This window comes from Novosphingobium sp. GW835-FHT14H07 (genome assembly GCF_058793515.1).
In genome coordinates, this window is the sequence record NZ_JBXAFX010000006.1 from 18,313 (window position 1) to 30,476 (window position 12,164).

Consider the following 12,164-nt stretch of genomic DNA (forward strand, 5'->3'; position numbering starts at 1 on the left):
ACGTCGCATCCTTGCGGCCTTGGAAGCCTTTGGGAAACCCGGAAATCAGACCGGATCGGCAGCTGTTCCGCTGACGGTCCAGGTCTGGCCCTTGCCAAGCAGCTTGGCGAGGTTGGCGTCCTTGCCCTTGCGGGCCTGTTCGTCCTGGCCGAGCAGCACGTCCTCATAGGAAGGCCGCGGATCGTCGTAGATCACGCCCAGCGCCATCGGGAACGGGCCGAACGGCATCTCCACCAGCATATGGGCGAGCGCGCGGTTCTTGACATTGTGGACGAGCACTCCCGCCGCCTGCCAGTCGCCATCGGTCACGTCGACGACCTTGAGCGTCAGCGTGTCCATGTCGAGCGCAATGCCCTTCACGCCGCCCGACTTCTCCGAACCGAACAGCATCGGCTCGCCATCGGTCAGCCACAGCTGGTTCTGGTCGGCCACGCCCTTGGCGACGAAGTCGTCGAAGCGGTCCTTGTTGTAGACGATGCAGTTCTGGAAGATTTCCACGAAGGCCGCGCCCTTGTGGGCATGAGCCGCCTTGAGCACGCCGGGCAGGTTCTTCGAGACGTCATAGGCCCGCGCGATGAAGCGCGCGCCCGAACCCAGCGCGAAGGCGCAGGGGAGCGCAGGACGGTCAACCGAGCCGAGCGGCGACGTCGGCGAATTGGTGCCTTCGCGGCTCGTCGGCGAGAACTGGCCCTTGGTCAGGCCGTAGATCTCGTTGTTGAACAGCAGGATCTGCACGTTCACGTTACGACGCAGGATGTGCATCGTGTGATTGCCGCCGATCGACATGCCATCGCCATCGCCCGTCACCAGCCAGACGTCGAGTTCCGGATTGGCGAGCTTGATGCCGGTGGCAAAGGCGGGCGCACGGCCGTGGATCGTGTGGAAGCCATAGCTTTCCACATAGTACGGGAAGCGGCTGGAGCAGCCGATGCCCGAAACGAACACGGTGTTCGAAGGATCGGCGCCGATCTCCGGCAGGGTGCGCTGCACCGCCTTGAGGATCGCGTAGTCGCCGCAACCTGGGCACCAGCGCACTTCCTGGTCGGTTTCCCAGTCCTTGAGCGTGGTCTGGACCGCGATCTTGGTCATCTCGTTCATGGATTGTCACTCTTGATGCTGGGCAGCTGCGTCTTGTCGGCATCGACCTCGCCTCCGGCGTGGCCGCCAAGCGCATCCACGATCGCGGCTTCGATTTCCGCGATGGTGAAGGGCTGGCCGCTGGTCTTGTTGAGCGGCTGGGCGTCGATCAGGAACTGGTCGCGCAGCACGGTCTTGAACTGGCCGGTGTTCATCTCGGGCACCAGCACCTTGTCGTAGGACTTGAGCAGGTCGCCCAGGTTCGACGGCATCGGCCAGATGTGGCGGACGTGGACGTGGCTGACGTCGAGGCCCTTGCGACGGGCGCGGCGCACGGCCTGATAGATCGGGCCATAAGTGCTGCCCCAGCCGACGACCACGAGCTTGCCCGAAGCCTCGCCATGGCTGACTTCCTGCAAGGGGATCGAGTTCGCCACGCCTTCGACCTTGGCCTTGCGTGCGTCGGTCATGATCTGGTGGCTCGCCGGGCTGTAGTCGATGTTGCCGGTGCCGGGGTTCTTCTCGATGCCGCCGATGCGGTGCATCAGGCCCGGAGTGCCGGGCTTGATCCACGGACGCGCGCCCTTTTCGTCGCGCGCGAAGGGCAACAGTTCGCCGTTGGGGCCGTTCTTCTCTTCGAGGAACGTCACCGGGAACGGCTTGAAGCTTTCGGGATCGGGCACCTTCCACGGCTCCGCCGCGTTGGCGATGTAGCCGTCGGTCAGGAGCATGACCGGGGTCATGTATTCCACCGCGATGCGGCAGGCCTCGATGGCGACTTCAAAGCAGTCCGAAGCGCTGCGTGCCGCGATCACCGGCATCGGCGCATCACCGTTTCGGCCATAGACCGCCTGGTAGAGGTCCGACTGTTCGGTCTTGGTCGGCAGACCCGTCGACGGGCCGCCACGCTGCGAGTTGACGATGACCAGCGGCAGCTCGGTCATGATGGCAAGGCCCATCGCCTCGCCCTTGAGCGCAATGCCGGGGCCAGACGACGAGGTCACGCCCAGCTGGCCCGCATAGCTCGCGCCGATGGCCGAGGCGATTGCGGCAATCTCGTCTTCCGCCTGGAAGGTGGTAACGCCGTATTCCTTGAGCCGGGCAAGGTTGTGCAGGATCGCCGAGGCAGGCGTGATCGGATAGCCGCCGAAGAACATGTGCAGATCGGCCAGCTGCGCGCCCGCTACGAGGCCGAGGCTGATCGCTTCGGCGCCGGTGACCGTGCGGTAGAGGCCCGGCTCGCTCTCGACCGGAGCGATGTGGTACTGCTTGAGCGGCCCTGCCAGTTCGGCGGTTTCGCCATAGGCATGGCCAGCGTTCAGCGCAGCGATATTGGCCTGGGCCAGAACCGGGTTCTTGGCGAACTTGGCGTTCAACCAGTCGACCAGCGGTTGGCGGTCACGATCGAACATCCACAGGGCAAGGCCCAGCGTCCACATGTTCTTGCAGCGCAGCGCTTCCTTGTTGCCAAGGCCGAAGGGCTTTACCGCTTCGAGCGTCAGCGCCGAGATGTCGAACGCGAGCAGCTGCCACTTCTCGAGGCTGCCGTCCTCAAGCGGGTTGACCTCGTACTTGGCCTTCTCGAGGTTGCGCTTGTTGAACTCGCCGGTGTCGGCAATGATCAGGCCCCCGGCCTTGAGCGCGCCGACGTTAGTCTTGAGCGCTGCCGGGTTCATTGCCACGAGCACGTCGGGCTGGTCGCCCGCGGTGTCGATCTCGGTCGAGCCGAAGTTGATCTGGAAGGCAGAGACGCCGAACAGCGTGCCTTGCGGCGCGCGGATTTCCGCCGGGAAGTCCGGGAAAGTGGCAAGGTCGTTGCCCGCCAGCGCCGTGGAAAGGGTGAACTGACCGCCGGTCAGCTGCATGCCGTCGCCCGAGTCACCAGCAAAGCGCACAACCACCGCCTCGGGGGTCGGTGATTCCTTGCCGCCCGTCAGCGCGTCCGGTCCTTCAACTAGTGTAGCCATATCGTCCTCTGCTGCGCCCGGGAGTTTCACCCAGTGCTGACACGCGCCTATGCCCCTCGTGTTCCGTTCGCAAAGAAGAAAATCTGCGCAGGGCGAAAAATCCTCCTGCGCTCTTGATTCCCGATGCGCTTGCCAGTCAAGTTGCAAAAGCCAACTTACCACGGTGTTTATAACGAATCCTGTTTGCGGGACGAGGAACTGTCATGACCGATCAGAAGACCCACTACGTACGCCCCGACGTTCAAGCCTTCCTGGCTTTCCTCAACAGCACCGATGCCCCGCCGATGAGCCAGATGGGTCTGGAGGCTGCGCGCGCCAGTTACATTGCGATGGGTCAACTTGCCGAAGCAGACCCGCGCGAACTGGCAGTGGTCCGAAACCTGACCTGCCCCGGCCCCGCCGGCGACATCCCGCTTCGTCTCTATGACCTGCGCGAAACGCGCGAGGCAGGTCCGGCGGTGGTGTTCTTCCACGGCGGCGGCTTCGTGATCGGCGATCTCGAAAGCCATCACAGCCTGTGCACCGAAATCGCCGCGGAACTCGATCTGCCGGTCATCGCGGTGGACTATCGCCTGGCGCCCGAACACCCCTTCCCCGCCGCGCCGGACGACTGCGAGGCCGCGGCACGCTGGATCGCTGCGAACTCGGCCACGCTGGGGCGCGAAATCACCGGCCTGATCCCCATGGGCGACAGCGCCGGCGGCAATCTGACGATCGTCGTGACCCAGGCGCTGGTCGAAAGCCCCGCGGCGGTGCCGGTGGTCATGCAGGTGCCGATCTACCCGCTTTCCGACGACAAGCCCGATCACCAGTCTTTCCTCGATTTCGCCGAGGGTTTCCTCCTCACCTCGGATTCGATGAACTGGTTCGCCAATGCCTATCAGGCGGTTACCGGCCACAAGCGCGCCTATCCGATCTATGGCGACCACTCGACCACGCCTCCGACGGTGCTAGTGACGGCAGGGCTCGATCCGATTCGCGACAGCGGGCGGGTCTATGGGGCGGAACTCATCCGGTCTGGAGCAGAAGTCGTCTTTCTTGAAATGAAAGGGACGATCCACGGGTTTACGCAGGTGCGCAAGGCAATCCCGAGCGCGCAGGCCGACATGCAGTCGATCTTCAAGGCGGTCCGGCTGCTACTGGAAAGGTTGAAATGACAGACGAATTTGCCGGGCTTCCGTACCGTCCCTGTGTCGGGGTCATGCTCGTGAACAGCGCCGGGCGCGTGTTCGTGGGCAAGCGGATCGACAACAAGGAGATGGACGCCTGGCAGATGCCGCAGGGCGGGATCGACGACGGCGAGGATCTCCACGCCGCCGCCCTGCGCGAGCTGCAGGAGGAGACCGGCGTCTCCTCCCACCTCGTGCAGATCATCGCGGAAACGCGCGACGAACTGCTTTATGACCTGCCCGATTTCCTGATGGGCAAGATGTGGGGCGGCAAGTTTCGAGGCCAGCGCCAGAAGTGGCTGCTGATGCGCTTTTCAGGCGAGGATAGTGACATCGACCTCAACGCCCATGAACATGCCGAGTTCGAGGCATGGCGCTGGGTTGAACCGGAGCAGGTTCCGGAACTGATCGTGCCGTTCAAGAAGCGCGTCTACCGGCAGGTGGTCGAGGAATTCCGCGAACTGATCTGACGTCCGCTGGCGTCAGTTCGTCTCCACCTTCTCGGCTGGGATGACAGCTTCGGCCGACACGACCTTCTTGGCAGGTCCGCGCGCGATGGCCGCCGAGAGTTCGGCGGTTTCCGCGCAAGCTTTGCCACACAGGCCTTCGAGCCGTGTCAGGTTCCGGCGGGCCTTTTCAAGTGCGCCCTTCTCAACCATCGCGCCGCCTTCGCCGGAAATGGCGACGACATTATTGGGATCGCGTTCGAGTACTTGGCGGTAATAGTGGATCGCCTTGCCCTGCAGCCCATCGCGCCGGGCGGCATCAGCCAGCGCCAGCAGCGCAGGATTGCTGGCCGGATCAAGGGCGAGCGCCGCTTCGAAACTGTCAGTCGCCGCCGAAACGTCGCCCTTGGCGAGTGATGCACGACCGTCCTTGAGCAAGGCTTCGACGCGCGGGTCGGACGCCGCCGTGTTCTTCGCCACGCCCATGCTGCCGGTCACGCCAACGACAAGTGACAGAGCGAGGGCAATGGGGGCGTAACGCATCAACAGCTCCTTGGTCCGATTACCTTTTGAAGGACCATCATTGAATGAACCCGCGTCCATGACGCTTCAGTTAACACGGCGTACGAGCGTTGCGAAGAAAAACCCGTCGGTGCCATCCCTAAAGGGTGTAAGCCGCCAGCCGCTGCCCCGCGCTTGGCCCGCAGGCAGCGGGGGCAGCGCGACATCCCAGCCGGGATTGGCCGAAAGGAATGCCTCTATCCGGTCTGCACCTTCAGCATCGAGCAGGGAGCAGACCACATAAGTCAGCCGACCGCCCGGCCTTACCAGCGAAGCCCCGATATCGAGCACATTGGCCTGCATCGCGCAGTAGCGCTCGATAGCCCTGGCATCGAGCCGCCAGCGCGCCTCGGGATTGCGGCGCCAGGTACCTGTGCCCGAACACGGCGCATCGATCATCACCGCGTCGGCCCTGCCTTGCCAGTCGGCCAGCATCTCACCCTCCCGCCCAGGGTTGAGCAGGCGCGCTTCAACCAGGACCCCTGCCCTGCTGGCGCGCTCCGGAAGGCGGGACAGGCGGGGCCGGTCAATGTCGCAGGCGAGGAGCTTGCCGCGATTGCCCATTGCTGCCCCCAGCGAAAGCGTCTTGCCGCCCGCCCCTGCGCACAGATCGACCACCGCTTCGCCGGGCTGCACGCCAAGCGCCATGCAGGCGATCTGGCTGCCGGCGTCCTGCACTTCGAACAGCCCCTCGGCGAATTCCGGCCACGATTCGACTGCCGTACCCGATGGCAGCCGCAAGCCCTGTGGGGCGATAGCTAGGTCGGCCTCGACAGGCAGGCGCGAACGCAATTCGTCTCGCGTGGTCTTGAGCGTATTGGCCCGGATATCGAGCGGCGCCCTTCCCAGCAGCGCGGCCTGTTCCTGATCATCGAGACCCGAAGCCGCAAGTCGTTCTGCCAGCCACATAGGCGCAACGCCACCGGACGCCACCGGCTCACCTGCCTCAATCGGCGCTGGCCCATAGTTCGATCCAACGAACGACCCGGCCACAGCTGCGTCCGCTTGCGCCAGACGCAGCATCGCGGCGCGCCCCGACACCGGCACTTCGCCGCATGCCCTGATCGCACTCCATACCAGTTCGCGAATGGCGCGACGGTCCTTCGAGCCGACATAGCGCCGCGCCCGGAACCAATCCGCCGCAATCCGGTCTGCCGACGCGCCCTGCCCGTTGGCCGCCGCAATCACTGCATCAAGCAGATCGATCGCGGCCTGAACCCGCGCCGGAGGCGTCATTCAGCCGCCCTCAGCCAACCTTGTAGTTCGGCGCCTCGCGCGTGATCGTCACGTCGTGGACGTGGCTCTCGCGAAGGCCCGCATTGGTAATGCGCACGAACTGCGCTCGCTTGCGCAGGTCTTCGATCGTGCGGCTGCCAGTGTAGCCCATCGCGGCCTTCACGCCGCCGACGAGCTGGTGGACCACGTCCTTGGCCGGTCCCTTGTAGGGCACCTGGCCTTCGATGCCTTCAGGCACCAGCTTCATCTGGTCCTTGATGTCCTGCTGGAAGTAACGGTCGGCCGAGCCGCGCGCCATTGCGCCGACCGAACCCATGCCGCGATACGACTTGTAGGCGCGGCCTTGGTACAGGAACGTCTCGCCCGGCGCTTCCTCGGTGCCGGCCAGCATCGAGCCGATCATCACCGAGCTGGCACCGGCGGCAAGCGCCTTGGCAGCGTCGCCCGAGGTGCGCAGGCCGCCGTCGGCAATCACCGGAACGCCCGACTTCTCGGCTTCCTCGGCGCACTCCATAACGGCCGTCAGCTGCGGCACGCCAACACCCGCGACGATGCGCGTGGTGCAGATCGAGCCGGGACCGATGCCGACCTTCACGCCATCGGCGCCGGCATCGATCAGCGAGCGGGTGGCTTCGGCCGTGGCGACGTTGCCGGCGATCACCTGGACCGAATTCGACAGCTTCTTCGCCGCTTCGACAGCGCGGGCGACGTCACGGTTGTGGCCGTGAGCGGTGTCGATGATGACGACGTCGCATTCGGCCTCGACCAGCGCCTGCGTGCGCAGCAGGCCTTTCTCGCCCACGGTGGTGGCGGCAGCAACGCGCAGGCGACCGGCAGCATCCTTGGTGGCGTCCGGGAAGGTCACGGCCTTCTCGATGTCCTTGACCGTGATCAGGCCGATGCAGTGGAATGCATCATCAACCACCAGCAGCTTCTCGATCCGGCGCTGGTGCAGCAGGCGGCGCGCATCATCGCCGCTGGCGCCGAGCTTTACCGTGGCGAGATTTTCGTGCGTCATCAGTTCGCGCACGGGCTGCTGCGGGTTGTCGGCAAAGCGGACGTCGCGGTTGGTGAGGATACCGACAAGCTTGCCCGAAGCCTCGACCACCGGGATGCCGCTGATCTTGTGCTGGCGCATCAGGGCCTGTGCCTCGCCCAGCGGCGCATCGGGCGAAATGGTAATCGGATTGACGACCATGCCACTTTCAAAGCGCTTGACGGCCCGCACCGCGGCGCACTGCTCTTCGATCGAAAGGTTGCGGTGGAGCACGCCGATCCCGCCCAGCTGCGCCATGACGATTGCCATGTCGGCCTCGGTCACGGTGTCCATCGCCGACGACAGGACCGGAATGTTGAGATTGATACCCCGGGTCAGCCGCGTGCGCGTGTCGGCCATTGAAGGCACGATATCCGACTCGGCAGGACGCAACAGCACGTCGTCGAAGGTAAGGCCGAGAGGGATGTCCATGATGCGCGCCACTTCTAAAGGTCCGGGGAGATTCGTGGCGGCCCATGTAAACAGGAAGGGGCAGTTCCGCTAGAGGGTTTGGTTCCCGAAATCATGGGCGCTTTGCAGACGGGGCCGAAGCGCGCGCCGGGTAGCGTTTCGGATCGGCAAAGGCGCGGATCAGTTCGACCTGCAGGTTCACGTCGTCGGCCATCCCGGCGTAGTCGATCCACGGCCCCGGCTGGTCGCTGGGACGATGATAGGTATCCTCCATGAACCGCTCGGTCCGCTCCATGTCGCCGTAGGAGTTGCTGACCATCACCGCCGGGACATCGTGCTGCATCAGGATGAAGCTGTCCTGCCGCCGGATATAGGCGTTGGGCGCATCACCCGGCGCGAGCTTGCGCTTCATGCGCTTGACGACATCGGCAATCAGCGGATCGAGCGGCGTCAGCCCCTTGCCGACGACTCCTATCGGCCCGCCCGGCGGGACCAGCCCGGTGCTGTCGACATTGAACGCGGCGACGAACCGATCGAGCGGGATCGGCGGGTTTTCGGCAAAGGCCATCGCGCCGAGCAGGCCGAGTTCCTCCCCCGTAGTCGCAAGGAAATAGACGTCGCGCTCCAGAGGCTTGCCGCGCGAGAGAATGCGCGCGGTTTCGGTCATGACCGCAAGGCCCGATGCATTATCGATCGCGCCGTTGCAGATCAGGTCCTCGGCCGGCGCGCTGCCGCACTCGCCGAAATGGTCCCAGTGCGCCATCATCAGGACGGCCCCTGCCGAAGGATTGCGCCCTTCCAGCTTGCCGATCAGGTTGTGGGTCTTGATCCGCGTTTCGCGGCTAGTTGCCTCGAAAGTGCCGGAAATCCCGAGAAGATAAGGCGAAAAGTCTGCTGCCCGGGCATCTGCCTGAAGCCGGGCCACGGTCGGCCGTGCCGTTCCGGCGAGCAGCGTCTCGGCCGTTGCCGGCGACAGGAATGCCTCGATCTCATTGCCGATTCTTTCGCCTGCGACCGCATAGCCGGCGCGACGCCGGCGTGCGATCACATCTTCCAGGCCCCGCTCATCATCAAGTACGGTGACAACCGCCAGCGCGCCGGCATCCAGCAACCGCCCCGCGCGATCACCTGCCCGATCTCGCGCAAGGCCCTCCGGCAGGCTGTCGAGCATCACGGCAACCCGGCCGGCAAGTTCCGCGCGCGACGTGACGGGTGACGTGGCCTGCCCGACGAACACCAGTGGCGCATCCTGCACAAGGCTGCGCAGGCCAGACGTTACCACGAACACGCTGTCGATCGGCAAGTTCACCCGCTTGCGACCGCGCATGAAGCTGGCACGTGACAGCACCGGCTCACGCTCGACAAGTTCCACTGGGGCGAACCAGCCATTGCCAGGCATATTGGTCCCGGCAGACAGCCCGATGTCGAACCACTGACGCGCGAGATAGCGCAGCGTCTTGGTTTCACCCTCGGTGCCCGGTTCGCGTCCATCGAAGGCGTCGCTCGCCAGGGTCTCGACGTGGGCCTTGAGCGCGATCTCCGCCGGGCCAGGCTTCTTCGGTGCCGGCCGCGCGGAGACGAGGAGCAGCGCGCTGAGGACCAAGCCCCCCCTTATCGCTACTGTCCAGCCCCCGTAACGCTTCATCGCCGACCCCAAACGCCTCGTCGCAGACCCTTGCTCTCAAAAGCGGGAGCGAGGCGCAAGTTCCCAATTGGGGCGTGGATGATGAACAGAACTTTACATAGGAGGTTGGTGGTTGCCCTTTATTGCGCCACCCAGCCACCGTCGACGTTGTAATTCGCCCCGGTAATGTTGCGCGCTTCATGACGGCACAGGAACAACGCGAGCGCCGCGCAATCTTCCGGCTGGACGAATTGCTTGGTGGGTTGCCGCTCCAGCAGGACATCGTTGATGACCTGATCGCGCGTCAGGCCCCTTGCCTTCATCGTATCGGGAATCTGGTTCTCGACCAGCGGCGTCCAGACGTAGCCGGGGCTGATGCAGTTCGCAGTCACGCCGTCGGTTGCCAGCTCTAGGGCAAGCGTCTTGGTCAGCCCGGCAATGCCATGCTTGGCCGCCACATAGGCGGCCTTGTAAGGCGAAGCCGTGAGCGAATGGGCCGAGGCCGTGAACAGGATGCGACCCCATCCCTTGGCCTTCATGCCCGGAATGCACAGGCGGCAGGCGTCGAACGCGGCCGTGAGGTTGAGCGCGATGATCGTGTCCCACTTGTCGACCGGGAATTCCTCGACCGGGGCGACGTGCTGCATTCCGGCGTTGTTGATCAGGATGTCGACCGCGCCAAACTCCGCCAACGCCGTCGCCACCATCGCTTCGGTGCCTTCGCGCTTCGTCAAGTCCCCTGCGGCAAAGATCGCCCGGCCGCCGCTGACAGAGGCAAGTTCTTCGCACAGCGCCTTGATCTGTTCGGCATCACCAAAGCCATTGAGAACAATGTCCGCTCCTTCTGCGGCCAGCGCCCGCGCATAGGCGAGGCCGATGCCAGAGGTGGAGCCGGTGATGAGCGCGCACTTGCCCTTCAGGAACATTCGATTACTCCGGGGTTTCTGGATGGATTGATCGCGCTGGCATCGCGGGCGGCTCGCCGCTTGTCCAGTCGCAAACGCAAAAAAGGGGATTGCCCATGCGGCTCGACGATTTCGACAGTTCCATCAATGTCCAGGATCAACGCGGCGGCGGCGGCTTCCCGTTCGGCGGCGGCGGCAAGGTGGGTTGCGGCTCGATCGTGATCGCATTGATTGCGGCAGTGGTGTTCGGCGTCGACCCGATGCAGATGCTGGGTTCGATGCAGCAGGGCCAGGTTTCGGCACCAGTTGAACAGCAGGGTGGCGCCTCCTTGGCAGAAAGCTGCTCCGTCAACGAATTCAGCAAGGAAAGCTGCAACGCGCTGTCCTCGCTCAACAAGACGTGGGGCCCACTGTTCCAGCAGGCCAATATCCCGTTCGAAGCCCCGACTCTCGTGTTTTACTCGCAGAATGGCCGGTCGGGCTGCGGCGCGGCACAGAGCGCGATGGGGCCGTTCTACTGCCCGAGCGACAGCGGCATCTATATCGACACCGATTTCTACACGGAAATGGACCGTCAGATGGGTGCCGGCGGCGACTTTGCCCGTGTCTATGTGATGGCGCACGAATACGGCCACCATATCCAGAGCCTGCTCGGCACGTCAGCCAAGGTGCGGCAGTTGCAGCAGAGCAGTCCGAGCCAGGCCAACCGCTACTCGGTCGCTCTCGAACTTCAGGCCGACTGTTATGCCGGCGTCTGGGCAGGCCGCAATCGGGATCGCATCGAAGCGGGCGACATCGAGGAAGGCATGCGTGCAGCACACCAGATCGGCGACGATACTTTGATGAAGGCGGCAGGCCGCCGTCCGGTGGAGGATGCGTTCACACACGGCAGCGCCGCGCAGCGGATGCAGTGGCTGCGCAAGGGAATCGAGACAGCGGACGAGGACCAGTGCGACACGTTCGCCGCGCTGTGATGAGTGTTTGTTAACATTAATTCACGGAACCGCGAAGGGCCTGAAGACTTCATCCGTTAAACGGGGAGCAGACAATGAAGTTTACCAAGGCCCTTCGGTTCGCAACGATACTGCCTTGCACGCTTGCCGTTGCCTTCCCTCTCGCCGCACAGACTGCGGTTTCGGAGGAAAAGGTGACGGCGAGTGATGTGGTTACGAAGCCTTTGTCCGACTTGAACATCAAGAAGGACGAAGTGCCGGAAATTCTCGTCGCTGCGCGGCAGAAGCCTTATGATCTTGCCGGCATGCGCAAGTGTCCTGCCATCGCCGCAGAGGTCACCAAACTCGACGCTGTTCTGGGCGACGACATCGACGTGGCACGGGACGATGGCAATTCGACGCTCAAGATGGGCAATATTGCCAAGTCACTCGTCGGCTCGCTGATTCCGTTCGGCGGCGTAATCCGCGAAATCAGTGGCGCAAATGCCCAGCAGCGCAAGTGGAACGAGGCGATCTACGCAGGGTCGGTGCGCCGCGCCTATCTTAAGGGCGTCGGCGAACAGCGCGGCTGCAAATACCCGGCGAGCGCGGCAACGCCAAAGGATGTTTCAGCCTTGTGGTCCGCACGCGAAGCAGCAGAGGCCAAGGCGGAACGCGAAAAGAAGGACGACAGCAAGAAGGACGACGACAAGAAGTCCGCAAAATCGAAGCCGGGCAACGCCGATCCGATCCGCTTCGAAAGCAAACCGGTCGTCCAGAAGGCTGACTGAAAGACCTTC

General features: G+C 64.0%; 11 protein-coding genes. 4 read left to right on the forward strand and 7 right to left on the reverse strand.

Features of this window, described 5'->3' with window-relative positions; genetic code table 11:
• Window positions 1-45 precede the first annotated feature (45 nt).
• Together AC1Q5P_RS07455 and AC1Q5P_RS07460 are read right to left on the reverse strand one after the other, a co-directional pair.
• The gene (locus AC1Q5P_RS07455; protein ID WP_039334018.1) at window positions 46-1,098 is read right to left on the reverse strand and encodes a 2-oxoacid:ferredoxin oxidoreductase subunit beta; all 1,053 of its coding nucleotides are present in this window, start codon (window positions 1,096-1,098) and stop codon (window positions 46-48) included.
• On the reverse strand, window positions 1,095-3,044 hold the full coding sequence (locus AC1Q5P_RS07460; protein WP_492477889.1) for a 2-oxoacid:acceptor oxidoreductase subunit alpha: 1,950 nt from the start codon (window positions 3,042-3,044) through the stop codon (window positions 1,095-1,097). Before AC1Q5P_RS07460 ends, AC1Q5P_RS07455 begins: the two co-directional genes overlap by 4 nt.
• A 203-nt stretch (window positions 3,045-3,247) precedes the next feature.
• Between AC1Q5P_RS07460 and AC1Q5P_RS07465 the strand changes: the two genes are divergently transcribed.
• Complete coding sequence (locus AC1Q5P_RS07465; RefSeq protein WP_193826724.1) at window positions 3,248-4,201, forward strand: alpha/beta hydrolase; 954 nt, start codon at window positions 3,248-3,250, stop codon at window positions 4,199-4,201.
• Window positions 4,198-4,683: an RNA pyrophosphohydrolase gene (locus tag AC1Q5P_RS07470; protein ID WP_492518602.1), complete on the forward strand. Its 486-nt coding sequence runs from the start codon at window positions 4,198-4,200 to the stop codon at window positions 4,681-4,683. Before AC1Q5P_RS07465 ends, AC1Q5P_RS07470 begins: the two co-directional genes overlap by 4 nt.
• Before the next feature lie 12 nt (window positions 4,684-4,695).
• Here the strand turns inward: AC1Q5P_RS07470 and AC1Q5P_RS07475 are convergent, their stop codons facing one another.
• The 5 genes from AC1Q5P_RS07475 to AC1Q5P_RS07495 all read right to left on the reverse strand — a co-directional run bounded on the left by AC1Q5P_RS07475 (window position 4,696) and on the right by AC1Q5P_RS07495 (window position 10,453).
• Window positions 4,696-5,202, reverse strand: coding sequence for a tetratricopeptide repeat protein (locus tag AC1Q5P_RS07475; protein WP_230487634.1), 507 nt, complete (start codon window positions 5,200-5,202; stop codon window positions 4,696-4,698).
• 66 nt (window positions 5,203-5,268) lie between these two features.
• Window positions 5,269-6,456, reverse strand: coding sequence for an RsmB/NOP family class I SAM-dependent RNA methyltransferase (locus AC1Q5P_RS07480; RefSeq protein ID WP_492518603.1), 1,188 nt, complete (start codon window positions 6,454-6,456; stop codon window positions 5,269-5,271).
• A 10-nt stretch (window positions 6,457-6,466) separates the two neighbouring features.
• A complete protein-coding gene (guaB, locus tag AC1Q5P_RS07485) occupies window positions 6,467-7,924 on the reverse strand; it encodes an IMP dehydrogenase (protein WP_039334097.1) in 1,458 nt (485 codons plus the stop codon).
• Between the two features lie 91 nt (window positions 7,925-8,015).
• Window positions 8,016-9,548: a M28 family metallopeptidase gene (locus tag AC1Q5P_RS07490; protein ID WP_492518604.1), complete on the reverse strand. Its 1,533-nt coding sequence runs from the start codon at window positions 9,546-9,548 to the stop codon at window positions 8,016-8,018.
• Window positions 9,549-9,667: 119 nt separating this feature from the next.
• A complete protein-coding gene (locus tag AC1Q5P_RS07495) occupies window positions 9,668-10,453 on the reverse strand; it encodes a 3-hydroxybutyrate dehydrogenase (protein WP_039333997.1) in 786 nt (261 codons plus the stop codon).
• Between the two features lie 95 nt (window positions 10,454-10,548).
• On the opposite strand from AC1Q5P_RS07495, the gene ypfJ reads away from it, so the two are divergent.
• Together ypfJ and AC1Q5P_RS07505 are read left to right on the forward strand one after the other, a co-directional pair.
• Window positions 10,549-11,406 (forward strand): KPN_02809 family neutral zinc metallopeptidase, encoded by an 858-nt coding sequence (ypfJ, locus tag AC1Q5P_RS07500; RefSeq protein ID WP_039333996.1) that lies wholly within the window; start codon window positions 10,549-10,551, stop codon window positions 11,404-11,406.
• 74 nt (window positions 11,407-11,480) lie between these two features.
• Window positions 11,481-12,155, forward strand: a complete 675-nt coding sequence (locus tag AC1Q5P_RS07505; protein ID WP_492518605.1) for a hypothetical protein — start codon at window positions 11,481-11,483, stop codon at window positions 12,153-12,155.
• Window positions 12,156-12,164: the final 9 nt, after the last annotated feature.